The sequence below is a fragment of the Flavobacterium sp. WC2430 genome (assembly GCF_040822075.1).
Taxonomy (GTDB): Bacteria; Bacteroidota; Bacteroidia; order Flavobacteriales; family Flavobacteriaceae; genus Flavobacterium.
This window is the reverse complement of record NZ_CP162007.1, coordinates 962,542-976,686: the sequence shown is the minus strand read 5'-3', so window position 1 is coordinate 976,686 and position 14,145 is coordinate 962,542. Positions and strand designations below refer to the sequence as shown.

Below are 14,145 nucleotides of genomic sequence, written 5' to 3'. Positions count from 1 at the left end.
CTACATAAAAGTAAAGAAACCCAATTTCTTTTTAATGACAATAACAAAAACAACGTTTACCACAACGTTAGTAATTAAACTTGCCAATGCGGCTCCTTCAATTCCGTAACTAGGTATTAACCCTAAATTTAAGGCAACATTCATTAGAAAACCGAAGAAAAATATGTTTCTTACTCCCTTTTGATGGTTCGTCATATTCAAAATCTGATCCACATTACCCGTCATTGCATTAAAAAGGGCGCCAAGCGTAATCAGTATTAAAGTCGTCTTGCCCGCTATGAATCCCTCACCGAATAATCGAAGGAGGTTTTCACTAAAAAAAATGATTCCTATGGCTAATGGAATTGTGAAAACAATGACCAATTGAGTCGAGCGGTTAATCACTTTTTTCATTTCGCTGAAATTGTTTTGATGAAATAACGCTGCTACTTTAGGCATAATAATCACATTCGTCGACAGAACGAAAAAAAGAGTAAGATAACCCAGTTTAAACGCAGTGTTATAAATTCCTATCTGGCTTTCACTTTCTATGCGACCCAGCATGAGGATATCCGTCCAATTTAATAAAATGAGAAATATACCGCTAACCATCATTGGAAATGATTTTTTCAATATTTCTTTACTCCTTATTTCGGGGAAAGTAATTTTAGTTTTTTTATAAAATAATACTACTAACGCTATAAGAACCGTTAATACAATTGAGCTTACATAAGCTAGAAAAGTAAAAAATCCAGTTAGATTATAATAATAAAATACGATTAAAAACAAGGCAAACAATATGCTAGGAAAAACATAGAAAAACAAACCGTAGGCAATTATTTTTTTTACTGAAATAAAGTAATAACAAATTATTTCATGAAAAATCATAAAAGGAATACTGAAGGATGCCACCAGAAAATAATTTAAAAGCGAGGGTTTTTGAAAAACAGTTTCCGAAAAAAATTGAGCACCAAAAGAAAAACAGAGAATAGGAAAAAGAGAGGAGATCAAAACAATTGCACCCGATTTTAGTAATAATCCCTTTAGTTTTTCAACATTGTCTATTCTACCAGCAAAACTTACAAATGCATTTGGAACCCCCAATGCGAATACCATTGCTAAAATTTGTAAAACCGTTAATGCCAATGCGTAAGTTCCATAATCCGCTTCCCCATAAAAATTTGTGATAAACCACATGGAAATGAAACTAAATAACATGGCGAACATCCTAAATAAAAAGGAAAAACCACCTTGAGAAAGTAGGTATTGTATCGTTTCTCTATCTTTTATCCCCGTTTTAAACATCCTTATCCTTCTGTTTTTATTTCGCAAAGTAATTCAGTAGCAAGTTTTTCCCAATCTATGATTGGAGACATCGTTTCTTGATGCATATGAGTGCTTAAACTGGGAATTGGCGATACACAAAGGAGTTTATTGAAAAAAAATGAACGGCCAAAAAGGGTTGCGCTTAAGTAACCATCGTTTGCCCTTTTTGATGATTTAATGAATGTTTTTCTATGTTTGATCAACTCTTTTGCTTCAATTAAAAAAGTAAAAGTAGTATTCGAAATTTGCCTCCAATGGGAATCTTTGGTATGAAATATAAAATTCTTTGTAGCATATTTAATAGTGTATCGATCAGGGTAATCACAAGGATGAATAACTAGATTGGGTTTGCTTAAATATCTTTTAAATGAAAAAAGAGAAATGGTTCTTTTTCTTAAAAGTTGGTTTAGTTTAATTCTACCCGGAACAATTAGGTCTTTTACTTTTATTAAATTAAGTATCTTTTTAAAACTGTCCTTAGTGTGTAAATAATCATCTTCACAAAAATAAATCCACTCTTCACAATTGATTTTCTCAGCTATTTTTATGGATTCCAGTATTGACTTATCGTTACCAAATACACCTTCTATTAACTCAATATCATATTTCAAAAAAAAATCTCGCGTTTCTTTAGAAAGAGCATCCCCTATTACAATCATTTTATAATCGATTCCCTCTAACGCATTCAACAGACTTTTGAAACAAATTTTAATTAGTGTTCCTTTATCTAAATTAAAAGGTCGTGCTGAGTTATTCACGGCGTTTACAGCATCGCAAGATCTAAAAATCACATTAATTTTAATATTTTCCGAAGCTGAATTCATTAGATTATTAATTGGTTTTGTAGGTTTTAAAAACTTACTTAATAAGTTGCTCGAGCACCGCTTTTACCGCTTCGTCATGAGGATATAAGGATGCGCCTTTGACTGAATTGGGATCTTTTCTTTTTAACGATCTTGTTTTATAATCTATAATAGTTGTGCTTTCATCTGGTCTGAAATAATTGAAAATGGTGCTGTCATTGGCCACAAAATTTTTGTCAAAATAGTCAAACGCAACCGTGTTTAAAACAATCTCTTCGTTCTTTCTATTTACTCCAAAATCAATTCTAAGTTTTACAGGTAATACAGCTTCTGGTAGTATAAAGGTGACTTTTTGTCCTATTTCTTTCCCTTCAACTGGAAGCCAGATAGAATGTTCTTCGCTGTAGTCTTCGGCCATATCTTGCCCGTAGTACAAATGAAGCGTATCCCTTTTCTTAATTAATAAATCTAGTGAAACCTTAAATAATTCTTTTGTCGTGTCAACTTTTTCCGTTTTCTTTACTTCTCTTTTACATGAAACTAAACAAAGAAGTACTAAAAAAAGAGGGATAAACAATTTTATTTTCATGAATTCAGTATGTTTTTTTGAATGAATTGAAAACTATAATTAGAGTGTAAATTAATTATCAAGCTGTTGTTTTGCTGCTTGTTTTTTATAAAAATTGATAAACAAACTCCAAAGAATGAAACACAAAACAAGTAACAAAGGAAGAATTAATTTTAACTTTCCACTTATAACACTCTGGTGTTGTTTATTCAAAGTAGCGCTATTTTCTTTTATAACTTTATCCATCCCAATTAGGTCAACTCTTAAGGATCCTTGTTGATAGATCAAGTCTCCTTTTGTTTTTATTATGTCATTTAACTGGGTGTTCTCGTTGTAATAAACCAGCTTATCACTTTGTTGATTCCTATTTACATTACTAGAAAACCCCTTTAAAACAGCATCAATTTGGGCAATAATCGTATCATTTTTACTCAGTTTTATTTGAGCGTTTTTCAACTCCTCAATTTGAACTTTCTTAAAATAATCTGATTCATTCAAGAAATTTAGAATTGGCTCAATAGTTGATTCCTCGGTTATTAAATCATTCGTGGTAATGACTATTTCATGATTCGTATAATTTTTACTAGTCAAATTATCTTCCAATATTTTTTTAATATCCCCATCTTCGGCCATTAACTTGATTAGCTCAAAATTTTCTGATTTATTTTCAATGAATTTATATACATCTGTGATGGGTTCTATCTTAATTCCTTTTATCGTTTTTGGTTTTTTTAACCCTACACTATTTTTTAAAAATAAGGTGTCGCCTTCGATAATTTTAGCATTTATTAAATCAATTTTAGCATATAAATAATCCGCAGATTTAAAATTAGGTGTTACAATTATTTGCTGATCGTACTTTTTTTGAGTGGTATCTAAGAAAAAACCAAGCCCAATCCCCACTATTAGTAAAGCAATTATTACAATCACATTTCTAATAAAGAACTGAATACATCTAAATATTAAAGCACTAAAATTTTGAAATAGACTCCCTATTTTATTAGAAATCTGTGATAAATCTATTTCTTGATTTTCAGTATTTTGGGGTAGGTTTACACTCATTATTTACTTTTGTTTAGTATTAAAAATTTGTTCCAATATTTTAATTGTAATCAAATAAGTGGGCTTTACACCAGTAGTTCCAAGACCTCCAGAAGCTAGAGTACTTCCAGTTTCAAGCGGATTATCCGAAGCATAATAGGCATATCTTACTTTTATGTCCTTGGGTACGCTTTTTCTAATTTTAGATGCTGATTGAATCGCTTTTTGATAATAAGAACCTTCCATTTCTAGACCAATTACACCCCAAGTCGATTCATGGAAAAACTTCAATAAATCCCTATTTTGTAATGATGTACCAAGAACAGTAACCATTGGCCCGGCAAAAACTGCAATATCATTTCCTTCAAACATATCGGCCGTTAATTCATTTTCAAAAAAGTAATTATCAGCCGTTCCTTCATTGATATGTGCATTAGGAATCATGATGTCTCCTTTACCACCTTCTAGAATTCCTGCTTTTCCCATGATAGAAACTGATTCTACATTGAGTAAAGTATCTTTTTTGAAGGGTTTCAATAGTTCGTCAATCGTTTCATAGGCTTGTTCCCCAAATGCATAATCCATCACAATTAATACTGGTTTTTTATCACCCCGTTTAGCGGTAGGAAAAGAGGAATTTGCCCAATTAATTTTTTCGGTATCAAAAATTTGAACATCAATATTTGTTCCTGAGTCATCTAGTACGGAAATCATTCCATGCTTCAACGCTACTTCTTCTACTTTGTTACGAACTTCATCTGCACCAGATTTACTTAATTCTTCATAAATAAAGAAATCCGACTTGTCTTTGAACTTTGTTTTTAAAACAGTTGTTGCAAAAATAGAATTCATTACACTGTGCATGTTGGCACTAATCACATGAATAGGTCGGTTTATCAAACCGTTTTCTTTCAAAACTTCCTTGATGTTTGTTGCCCATCTTTCACCGTGAATGTGATGCCCCAAACGTTCTCTTAAAATAGGACTAAAGGTGATTGTTCGTTTATTATTATCAATAATTTCTTCAATTGCTAATTTTCCTAACCAAAATATAATTTGCAAAAAACGATCTGGTGCCGTTTCTGAACCAAAAGCGTCATAAATATCCAATACTTCTTCAAACGTACGTCCTAGAATATTTGCAGCATGCGAAATTGCTTTCTCTTTTTCAACAAGAGATAATTTTTTTGTTTGAGAAACAGCCAGTTCTAATTTCATCCAATCGCGAGAAACTTCTCCTGCATCATCCAGTAAAACTCTATTTCGTATCTTATGAGATTCAATGAAAATAAACGTTAAATGTGTCAAAATATCATAAATATCTGATCGCCCACGTGTAATTTCTACATTCATTTGCTCCTCATCAATTCGGTAACAATTGCGCCTTCTTTTTGGAGGGACAATGGCTTGAAAATGGGATTTAGAATACCCTTCATCCGAAGTTAAATTGATAAATCTACATTCTTCAATTCCTATAGGAAGTCGCTCAATAACATATAACAGTCCGTTTAATTCTACTTTTTCTTCCGCAATATTTCCATATATTTCAGGACGCAATGTCATTAAAGCTTCTCTTAAAGTATCTCCCGAAATACCCATCGGTTTATAAAAACCTCTATTGAATAAATGGCGCATCGTGATGTACATTTTTTCAATTGCTGCCGATGATTCTTGTGCTCTAGAGCGTGATATATTTTTACTGTCTTTCATTTCTTTTATACTTTCTAACTAACAAATGTAATTTTTATTTTTTATCCAAAAGCGCTACGATATCTCGATTATCAGAAAGTCTTGGTATTTTATTTTGACCTCCTAGTTTCCCAATCGATTTCATATATTCTTGAAAACCGTTTTTAGCAACCCTTGTTATTACCACTTTTTGTAAAATGTTTCCTCTTATTAAATCGTCGTAGTAAATGTTTTGTTTTCGCATAGCTTCGTCAATCGCTTCCGCAAAAGTGATCAAGTTTACTGGTTCATTTTCAAATTCAATAAACCATTCATGATAGGGTAATCCGCTAGCAGGATTGATTTGTGGCGCTACAGTAAACTCATTGACACGAACATTTGTTCCTTCCATCGCTTCTTGTAAGGCATTTTCGACTTCTTTACCAATGACATGTTCTCCAAAAGCCGAAATGTAATGCTTGATTCTCCCAGAAACAATAATTCTAAACGGTTTTAATGAAGTAAATTGAACCGTGTCTCCTATATTATATCCCCAAAGACCCGCATTAGTAGAAATAATTAGAACATAATTCACCCCAAGCTCGACTTCACCAATCGTATATCGCCTTGGTTTCTCCGTATAAAATTCATCGCTTTTTACAAATTCGTAAAAAATACCCGCTTTTAAAAGCAGTAGCATTCCTTTTTCTTTTTGGGAATCTTGGTAGGCAAAAAACCCTTCCGATGCAGGGAATAATTCAATACTGTCTACTTTTCTACCTATTAAGTTTTCAAACTTTGCTCTATAGGGTTCATAATTCACCCCACCGTAAATAAACAAATTAAAATTCTTAAAAATATCTCCTACTTTCTTTCCTCCTTTTTGTTCTAATCGCTCAAAATACATTTGAACCCAAGAAGGAATTCCTGAAATTACGGTCATATTTTCATTAAACGTTTCCCCAACAATGGCATCAATTTTGGTTTCCCAATCTTCAATACAATTGGTTTCTAATGAAGGCATACGGTTTTTTTGCAAATATTTCGGAACAAAATGCGCTACAATCCCTGATAACCTTCCAAATTGTATTCCGTTTTTTTCTTCCAAAATTGGGCTTCCCTGTAGGAAAATCATCTTTCCATCAACAAAGTCAGCTTTACCTGTTTCGTGAATGTAATGCAAAATAGCATTTCGAGCCGCTTGAATATGAAAAGGCATCGATTCCTTAGTTAATGGAATATATTTAGCTCCTGAAGTCGTTCCTGAAGTTTTAGCGAAATAAAGCGGTTTCCCTTTCCAGAGAATGTTTTCTTCTCCTTTTACTACTTTTTCAATGTAGGGTTTTAAGTCCTCATAATCCCTAATGGGAACTTGGTTTGCAAAATCTTCAACCGTTTTTATTGTATCAAAATGATGGTCAATTCCAAACGCTGTTTGCTTGGCTTCTTTTATTAAATCCATAAATACAGTCTTTTGACTCGCAACAGGATTTGAAACCCAGGTTTGTGTTTCTTTATATATTTTTTTAGCAAATAACTTTGCAGCAGCTGATTTTATCGACATTTTTAATTTGGGTTCTTTATAATATAAACGTATTGTCTATTTTATTTCGATTTTTTTGAAGTCTGTTTTTTTTCCTCTTTTGCCACTTGTTCTCTCAGTTCTAATTCTTCTTTTGAAGCAGATAACTTCCCTTTCGGGATTGTATCTTCACTATATACAAGAATGGAATCTTTGTTGAATTTCGCATATTCTAATTGACCATTAAGCACTTTTTGAATGGAGAGAATATAGGCCTCATTTTTCTTTAAGGCTAAAGTTAATGAATCTGATTTTAAAGATAATTCAGTCGCGTCTTTTTTTAGTTTTGAGGAAGAATAGCCAGGGATAAATTCTCTTAGCGGAGTAAAAGCAATAATAAACGTAGTAATTCCTATCAATAAAATAGCGCCAACCGAAGCAACAACGAAGACATTCATCAGATTTAGTTTCATTGAAAAAATCTCTTCAAAAGTATCTTCATTCAAAATAACCAATCGGTTTTTTATGAATAATTTATTATGGAGTTTTTTTCTTTTTAATCTTTTTCTTGACATATTTATGCTTTATCATACAAATATAATAATTAAAGTCATTGAAAGCACTTTGGCCAGTTACTAACGCCTAAATCCTTATTCTGATTTATTTTAATAAATTTTTAACTTTATCATAATTAAATAATTGAAATAAAATCAATTCATATTAACTTATTCTAATTACCTTTGCTCTTAGATTTATTACAAATTGCTTCGGCATAAATTATTCAATCATGGGAAGATTTGGTGTTACAGAAATCCTAGTTATATTAGCAGTGGTTTTATTACTTTTTGGAGGTAAAAAAATTCCTGAACTAATGAAAGGTTTAGGAAGCGGAATTAAAGAATTTAAAAATGCCGCAAAAGAAGATCAGCCATCTGATAAAAAAGAAGATACTGAAAACGAAAAAAAATAAAAAAAGTCCCGATAGTATCGGGACTTTTTTTATTTAAAACAGATATTTTTTTTAACTTATCAAACTGGTAAGTAAAAAAAGAATTACCAAAGCTATTGCTATGTATTTAGTGTATTTTGACATTTTTTAAGTTTTTAATAGTTTATAAAACAGTCTCAATTGTATATTTCAAAAGAAAGAAAAATAAATTAACAATCCTATAGTCATTGTTACAATTAGTCCTAAAGTTTTATTATCCTCCTTAGCGACGTTTTCCATTGATTTTTTTCCACCATAGTAAAACCACATACACAGGTTCCCAACCCACAAAAAAACAGTTTACTTAGTAATCGATTCATTTTTATTTGGTTCTAAAAAAACCAAGTTGCCACAAAAATAGCTGTAATTACACATATAAAATCAACTAGCAACATGGTTTGCAAGGCATAACGGGTGTTCTTTATATTTACAGATCCAAAGTAAACAGCAATCACGTAGAAAGTACTCTCGGCACTACACTGAAAAATACTACTCAATCTTCCGGTCAAAGAATCGGCACCAAAAGTATTCATAGAATCAATTAAAAACCCTCTTGACCCTGCAGAACTAAAGGGTCTTAACATCGCTACTGGCAACGCATCCGTAATTTGCTTATTAACACCCATATTAGAGAAAATAAAAGCAATCCAATTACTTATTATTTCAAATAAACCACTATTTCTAAATAGTGAAATAGCAACTAGCATTCCCAAAACATAAGGAAAAATAATTACTCCCGTTTTGACTCCATTATTGGCTCCTACTACAAATGCATCAAAAACAGTGGTATTGGCATCAGAAAATTTCTTCTCCTTGATAAACGAAAAAATCAGAGTAAACGCTATAATAGCAATCAAAATCATACTTGAAAGATTAGCCGTAAAATAATTTTTACCTATTAAATCTAAGTGGTTGATGTACATCAATAAACCAATAATAGCAGCAATCAAGGTAATCAAAGCCACAACTAAAGAAGCGCTTTTGAAATTGATTTTTTGTTTGATTCCCACAATTAAAAAAGCGGCAATTGTACCAATAAAAGAAGTGATAATACAAGGCAACATCACATCGGCAGGATTGCTTGCATTAGCAGCCGCTCTATACCCTATAATTGAAGTCGCAATTAAGGTTAATCCCGAAGCGTGTAAACACATAAACATAATTTGGGCATCACTGGCTTTGTCTTTTTCAGGGTTGAGTTCCTGTAAACTTTCCATCGCCTTCAAACCAAATGGAGTAGCCGCCGAATCCAATCCTAAGAAATTTGCGGCAAAATTTAAAGTCATATAGGAAATCGAAGGGTGATTCTTTGGGATACTTGGAAACACTTTTACAAAAACAGGACTCAAAACAATGGCTAGTTTTCCCGAAGCTCCAGAAATAATTAGAAGCTCCATCAAGCCACAGAAAAAAGCCAAATAAGCCATCAATGGAAGAACCAAATCGATTAATGTGCTTTTACAAGTGGGTAATAAACCATCTGATTTTTGAACGCCACTATAAATTTTTACGGTTTTAGCCGAATAAACGTATGTAGTATCAGGGTTAGAAGCGATATTGTTAATCACCATCCTTTTATCTGGTGCGCTGGCGATGCTGTCTTTTATAAAAGCAGGCAATTGGTCTATGTATTTTTCGGAAATTAAAATAGGATCGTCTTTCTTACCGTTTAGCACAAAATCAATAGTGTAACTGTTCCCAGAAAATAAACTCACCACAATAAAAACAATCGATGAAATAAAGATCACCAACCAAAATCTACTCAATACCATAATCTATAATTTTTGTAAATGTAAATATTTAACCGCAAAGTACACAAAGGGTTTTCGCGAAGAGCACTAAGAACTAAAATTCTAATAAATAATTTAAACATTAAGATATTTAGAAAATTAAGCTTAAAAACTAAATGATTCTTAAATTCTAAATGGTTTAAAAGACTCTGGATTGTTGTGCTATTTTAAACATGTATAATTTCCTCATCAATCAACAAATCTTCACGTCGCAAACGAAGAAAAATTTGAGCAACGGCAATGGTGTCTTTTTCACAATAGGTCACAATGCGATCAATATCTTTATCAACATAAAAAACATGTCCCACTTGACTACCGTCAATATCGCCTTTGGGCGAAGGAATCCCCAGCACTTTACACAATAATTTTAAAGAAGTGAAATGCTTATAATCGCCAAATTTCCATAATTCTAAGGTATCTAAATGCGGGATTTCCCATGGCTTTTTTCCAAAAAGATTTAGCTTATTAGGAATGGCAATTTGATTAATAATCATGCGACGGGCTAGAAACGGAATGTCAAACTCCTTGGCATTATGACCACATAAAACATGCTGTGCTTGATTGAAATGATTGTTTAATAAATTATTGAAATCGTTTAGGATTTTCTTTTCTTCTCCAAAAAAGGAAGTCACTCTAAAGTTTCGAATATCCCCTTTATTAGCAAAAAAACCAACTGAAATACAAACAATTTTACCAAACTCGGCCCAAATACCTGCTCGATCGTAAAATTCCTCAGGAGTATATTCCTCTTTGCGTTGGTATTGGGTTTTATGCTCCCAAAGGTCTTTCAACTCGGTATCTAAGGCGTTATAATCTTCGGCTTCTGGGACTGTTTCAATATCCAGAAACAAAATGTTATTGAGGTTGATTTTTTCTATCATTTATCTTAAGTTTAGCCGCGAATTCACGAATTTAATTAAATATAATACAACTTGTGTTTATTGACTCAAATTATCAAAACAAACTTTGCTGAGCAGAAGGGTTTTCGTGTTCCAATAACCATTTTTTACGCCACAAACCACCAGCATAACCAGTAAGAGAACCATCAGAACCGATGACTCTATGACAGGGAACAACAACCCAAAGTGGATTTTTTCCATTGGCGGAGGCTACTGCGCGAATGGCTTTGACATCACCCAAAAGCTTGGACTGTTCCAGATAGGTTTTGGTTTTCCCATAAGGGATTTCTAATAATGCGTTCCATACTTTCTTTTGGAAATCAGTTCCTTTTGGGTTGAGTTTAAAATCAAAACTGGTTCTTTCTCCGTAAAAATAGGCATTGAGTTGTGAGACAGCTTCTTGTAAAACTGCTGGAATCTCTTTTAAAACCTCCCCTTCGTCAGCAACTGAAATTACTGAAACTCCGTTTTCATCTCCAATAATTGTTGCGATACCCAGTGGTGTTTTGATATAGGCTTTTTCCATAGTTACTAATTATGAGATGCAAAATACATACTATTTTTGCATTCTAGTTTTAAATAAAAAAACCACTCGCTTTAACGAATGGTTCTTGCTTTTTAGCCCCGATAGTAGCGGCATCCTCATGTGGCGGTGTTCGCCACTTGAGATATAGCGTATAGCGGGATTAGCTTCTTATTTTAAAGTAGAATAGATATATGCTTCTAGTCCTTTTAATTCATCATCTGTCATTGTTTTGGTTAGAACAAGATTAGGTTGCATTACTGCAAATTGAGCAGGATCGACGATTGCTTCACTTTTTCCTTTAAGAAAATCAACGATATTACCATTTTTCTCTTTGTACATTTTGGCAATTTCTTGAAAACTTGGTCCAATTAATTTCGTATCCAGTTTATGACATGAGGCACAAGTTCCTCTGCCTTTAAATAATACTTCACCTAATTCTTCTGGTGTTTGATCTTGAGCTGGCATTCCTTCAGATACAGCTTCTTTTGATTCAACCTTTTTCTCAGTTGGTTCTGCTTCTTGCTTTTTACAAGCAAATGCTAAAAATGCGATTGCAATTATTGCTACTTTTTTCATTTCAGTTTTTTTAGTTTTCTCAAAAATAATTTATTTTTTTAAAATAGAACCAAAAAATCAGGATTAAAAAATAAGTAAAATCAATAAAAGTGTTATTTTACTTGTTTAAAAGTATCGCAGCTTCTTTGGCAAAATAGGTTGATATTAAGCTTGCTCCTGCTCTTTTGATGCACATTAATTGCTCCATCATGATTTGGTCATGATCCAACCAACCTCTTTCGGCAGCGGCTTTAATCATGGCATATTCACCAGAAACATGGTACACTGTTACGGGAACATTTACTGCATTTTTTACTTCACGAACAATATCTAAATAAGCAATTCCTGGCTTTACCATAACCATATCAGCCCCTTCTTCGACATCCCAAAGCGCTTCTTTGATTGCTTCGATGCGATTAGCATAATCCATTTGGTACGTTTTCTTATCTTTTGGAACTACCACATCAGACTCGCGTGGTGCGCTGTCTAAAGCATCACGAAACGGACCGTAAAATGCCGAAGCATACTTAGCCGAATAGCTCATGATTCCCACATTATGAAAACCAGCTGCATCTAGACCTTGACGTAAACGCAAAACGCGTCCATCCATCATGTCTGATGGCGCCACAAAATCGGCTCCAGCCTCAGCATGAGAAACTGCCATTTTTACCAAAGCTTCATTGGTTGAGTCGTTTTCTACATCGCCGTTTGTAATAATTCCGTCGTGTCCATAAATAGAATACGGGTCCAAAGCTACATCAGGCATCACAATCATTTCTGGACAAGCGGTTTTGATCGCACGAATGGCTTCTTGCATCAGTCCGTTTGGATTCCAAGCTTCTTTTCCTGTGTTGTCTTTTAGGTTCTCGCTGACTTTCACATAAATGTTAACTGCACGAATTCCTAAAGCATATATTTCTTGCACTTCTTTTACCGTTAAATCGATCGAACGACGAAAGATTCCTGGCATGGAAGATATTTCAACTTCATAGTTATCTCCCTCAGCTATAAACATGGGAAACATAAAATCGGACGGACTTAATGTTGTCTCGCGAACCAAACTTCTAATAGATTCATTGGTTCTTAATCTTCGGCCTCTTTGTAATGGGAACATATATTTTTAGTTTAAAGTTTCAGGTTTAAAAGTTTAAAGTTAAACCCATTTAAAATTTAAAATTCAGAATTTAAAATAAATTAAAGCCAATCTACTGGATTTTCTAATACGTTTACTAATTTCTCTTCTTCACTTCCCGCTTCCGCATGATGATCATACACCCATTGCACATGCGGTGGTAAACTCATCAAGATACTTTCTATTCTACCGTTGGTTTTTAAGCCAAATAAAGTGCCTTTGTCGTGCACTAAATTGAACTCGACATAACGACCACGACGAATTTCTTGCCAAGTTTTTTGTTCAGCAGTATAAGTTATATCTTTTCTTTTTTCTACAATTGGAACATACGCTTGCAAGAAACTATTACCTACTTCGGATACGAAATTGAACCAATCTTGCATTTTCATACTTTCTGTTTCTTTGCAATAATCGAAAAATAATCCGCCTATTCCTCTCGCTTCATTGCGATGTGCATTCCAGAAATACGTGTCGCATTGTTTTTTATATTTTGGGTAGAACTCCGGATTGTGTTTGTCACAAGCGGTTTTACAGGTTTGGTGAAAATGAATTGCATCTTCTTCAAACAAATAATAAGGTGTCAAATCTTGTCCGCCACCAAACCATTGCTGAATCACGTTTCCGTTCTCATCATACATTTCGAAATAGCGCCAATTGGCATGAACCGTTGGCACCATTGGACTTTTGGGATGTAGAACCAAACTCAATCCACAGGCAAAAAAATCAGCTTCGCCTACATTGAACATTTTTTGCATGGCTTCAGGCAATTTCCCGTGAACAGCTGAGATATTGACACCTCCTTTTTCAAAAACGTTCCCGTTCTCGATTACACGGGTTCTTCCTCCTCCACCTTCTGGGCGTTCCCATAAGTCTTCTTTGAATTTGGCTTGACCATCAACTGCTTCTAATCCTGCGACGATGATGTCTTGTAAGTTTTGTATGTATGTGAAGAATTTATTTTTCATTATAAATTTGCTTTTGCAGTAGCTATTTTATTAAATATCTCAAATGAAAAAGTCTTGCTATCCATTTGAATGTGATTATAAACAGCAATGGCTTTTCCAGAAAAATCAAATAGATTATTGATAGAATACCCGATTAAAAAATCAGCGAATTGTTCTTTTTGAGTCCAATCCATTTCGTACTTATCTAACAATAAAATCAAGTCTTTTTCTTCAATTTGATCTAAAATCACAGTTGTTAAATCGAAATCCGTCAATTGATTATCGATTAAACTCGTGTCTTCAATATTCCAAAATTTGGGTACAAAAACCAAAGAAAGTAAAGTACTTAACATATTGTCAATCTTTACTTTCTTTTCGTCTCTTAATCCTTTATTTAGCATCTG

General features: G+C 33.3%; 15 protein-coding genes. 1 reads left to right on the top strand and 14 read right to left on the bottom strand.

Annotated elements, in window-relative coordinates:
* The 7 genes from AB3G36_RS04210 to AB3G36_RS04180 are packed head-to-tail and all read right to left on the bottom strand — an operon-like array spanning position 1 to position 7,482.
* A complete protein-coding gene (locus AB3G36_RS04210; protein WP_367756317.1) occupies positions 1-1,284 on the bottom strand; it encodes a flippase in 1,284 nt (427 codons plus the stop codon).
* A 2-nt stretch (positions 1,285-1,286) separates the two neighbouring features.
* Positions 1,287-2,129, bottom strand: a complete 843-nt coding sequence (locus AB3G36_RS04205) for a hypothetical protein (protein WP_367756315.1) — start codon at positions 2,127-2,129, stop codon at positions 1,287-1,289.
* A 34-nt stretch (positions 2,130-2,163) separates the two neighbouring features.
* Positions 2,164-2,697, bottom strand: a complete 534-nt coding sequence (locus AB3G36_RS04200) for a hypothetical protein (RefSeq protein WP_367756313.1) — start codon at positions 2,695-2,697, stop codon at positions 2,164-2,166.
* A gap of 51 nt (positions 2,698-2,748) precedes the next feature.
* Positions 2,749-3,738, bottom strand: coding sequence for a hypothetical protein (locus AB3G36_RS04195; RefSeq protein ID WP_367756311.1), 990 nt, complete (start codon positions 3,736-3,738; stop codon positions 2,749-2,751).
* Between the two features lie 3 nt (positions 3,739-3,741).
* On the bottom strand, positions 3,742-5,427 hold the full coding sequence (locus tag AB3G36_RS04190) for a hypothetical protein (protein ID WP_367756309.1): 1,686 nt from the start codon (positions 5,425-5,427) through the stop codon (positions 3,742-3,744).
* Between the two features lie 34 nt (positions 5,428-5,461).
* Positions 5,462-6,949, bottom strand: a complete 1,488-nt coding sequence (locus AB3G36_RS04185) for a GH3 auxin-responsive promoter family protein (RefSeq protein WP_367756307.1) — start codon at positions 6,947-6,949, stop codon at positions 5,462-5,464.
* A gap of 41 nt (positions 6,950-6,990) precedes the next feature.
* The gene (locus AB3G36_RS04180) at positions 6,991-7,482 is read right to left on the bottom strand and encodes a peptidase (protein WP_367756306.1); all 492 of its coding nucleotides are present in this window, start codon (positions 7,480-7,482) and stop codon (positions 6,991-6,993) included.
* 212 nt (positions 7,483-7,694) lie between these two features.
* Here AB3G36_RS04180 and tatA point away from each other — a divergent pair, with 212 nt between their 5' ends.
* Positions 7,695-7,877 carry a twin-arginine translocase TatA/TatE family subunit gene (tatA, locus tag AB3G36_RS04175; RefSeq protein WP_367756304.1) on the top strand — a complete coding sequence of 61 codons (183 nt, stop codon included), beginning with the start codon at positions 7,695-7,697 and terminating at the stop codon, positions 7,875-7,877.
* Positions 7,878-8,227: 350 nt separating this feature from the next.
* Here the strand turns inward: tatA and AB3G36_RS04170 are convergent, their stop codons facing one another.
* The 7 genes from AB3G36_RS04170 to AB3G36_RS04140 form a co-directional block, all read right to left on the bottom strand.
* Entirely contained in the window at positions 8,228-9,667 is a 1,440-nt protein-coding gene (locus AB3G36_RS04170; protein WP_367756302.1) for a nucleoside recognition domain-containing protein, read from the bottom strand.
* A 185-nt stretch (positions 9,668-9,852) separates the two neighbouring features.
* Positions 9,853-10,566 (bottom strand): 3'-5' exonuclease, encoded by a 714-nt coding sequence (locus AB3G36_RS04165; RefSeq protein WP_367756300.1) that lies wholly within the window; start codon positions 10,564-10,566, stop codon positions 9,853-9,855.
* Between the two features lie 73 nt (positions 10,567-10,639).
* Complete coding sequence (locus AB3G36_RS04160; RefSeq protein WP_367756298.1) at positions 10,640-11,110, bottom strand: methylated-DNA--[protein]-cysteine S-methyltransferase; 471 nt, start codon at positions 11,108-11,110, stop codon at positions 10,640-10,642.
* A gap of 168 nt (positions 11,111-11,278) precedes the next feature.
* Positions 11,279-11,686, bottom strand: coding sequence for a c-type cytochrome (locus tag AB3G36_RS04155; protein ID WP_367756296.1), 408 nt, complete (start codon positions 11,684-11,686; stop codon positions 11,279-11,281).
* 97 nt (positions 11,687-11,783) lie between these two features.
* A complete protein-coding gene (gene hemB, locus AB3G36_RS04150; protein WP_367756294.1) occupies positions 11,784-12,779 on the bottom strand; it encodes a porphobilinogen synthase in 996 nt (331 codons plus the stop codon).
* Between the two features lie 80 nt (positions 12,780-12,859).
* Positions 12,860-13,762 (bottom strand): oxygen-dependent coproporphyrinogen oxidase, encoded by a 903-nt coding sequence (gene hemF, locus AB3G36_RS04145; RefSeq protein WP_367756292.1) that lies wholly within the window; start codon positions 13,760-13,762, stop codon positions 12,860-12,862.
* Complete coding sequence (locus AB3G36_RS04140) at positions 13,762-14,142, bottom strand: hypothetical protein (RefSeq protein ID WP_367756290.1); 381 nt, start codon at positions 14,140-14,142, stop codon at positions 13,762-13,764. The genes hemF and AB3G36_RS04140 overlap by 1 nt, the downstream gene beginning before the upstream one ends.
* Between the last annotated feature and the right edge of the window lie 3 nt (positions 14,143-14,145).

What these genes read in the sequence shown, in the direction of transcription:
- AB3G36_RS04210 (WP_367756317.1), bottom strand. Translation starts at nt 1,284, where the DNA reads ATGTTTAAAACGGGGATAAAAGATAGAGAAACGATACAATACCTACTT.
- AB3G36_RS04205 (WP_367756315.1), bottom strand. Translation starts at nt 2,129, where the DNA reads ATGAATTCAGCTTCGGAAAATATTAAAATTAATGTGATTTTTAGATCT.
- AB3G36_RS04200 (WP_367756313.1), bottom strand. Translation starts at nt 2,697, where the DNA reads ATGAAAATAAAATTGTTTATCCCTCTTTTTTTAGTACTTCTTTGTTTA.
- AB3G36_RS04195 (WP_367756311.1), bottom strand. Translation starts at nt 3,738, where the DNA reads ATGAGTGTAAACCTACCCCAAAATACTGAAAATCAAGAAATAGATTTA.
- AB3G36_RS04190 (WP_367756309.1), bottom strand. Translation starts at nt 5,427, where the DNA reads ATGAAAGACAGTAAAAATATATCACGCTCTAGAGCACAAGAATCATCG.
- AB3G36_RS04185 (WP_367756307.1), bottom strand. Translation starts at nt 6,949, where the DNA reads ATGTCGATAAAATCAGCTGCTGCAAAGTTATTTGCTAAAAAAATATAT.
- AB3G36_RS04180 (WP_367756306.1), bottom strand. Translation starts at nt 7,482, where the DNA reads ATGTCAAGAAAAAGATTAAAAAGAAAAAAACTCCATAATAAATTATTC.
- tatA (WP_367756304.1), top strand. Translation starts at nt 7,695, where the DNA reads ATGGGAAGATTTGGTGTTACAGAAATCCTAGTTATATTAGCAGTGGTT.
- AB3G36_RS04170 (WP_367756302.1), bottom strand. Translation starts at nt 9,667, where the DNA reads ATGGTATTGAGTAGATTTTGGTTGGTGATCTTTATTTCATCGATTGTT.
- AB3G36_RS04165 (WP_367756300.1), bottom strand. Translation starts at nt 10,566, where the DNA reads ATGATAGAAAAAATCAACCTCAATAACATTTTGTTTCTGGATATTGAA.
- AB3G36_RS04160 (WP_367756298.1), bottom strand. Translation starts at nt 11,110, where the DNA reads ATGGAAAAAGCCTATATCAAAACACCACTGGGTATCGCAACAATTATT.
- AB3G36_RS04155 (WP_367756296.1), bottom strand. Translation starts at nt 11,686, where the DNA reads ATGAAAAAAGTAGCAATAATTGCAATCGCATTTTTAGCATTTGCTTGT.
- hemB (WP_367756294.1), bottom strand. Translation starts at nt 12,779, where the DNA reads ATGTTCCCATTACAAAGAGGCCGAAGATTAAGAACCAATGAATCTATT.
- hemF (WP_367756292.1), bottom strand. Translation starts at nt 13,762, where the DNA reads ATGAAAAATAAATTCTTCACATACATACAAAACTTACAAGACATCATC.
- AB3G36_RS04140 (WP_367756290.1), bottom strand. Translation starts at nt 14,142, where the DNA reads ATGCTAAATAAAGGATTAAGAGACGAAAAGAAAGTAAAGATTGACAAT.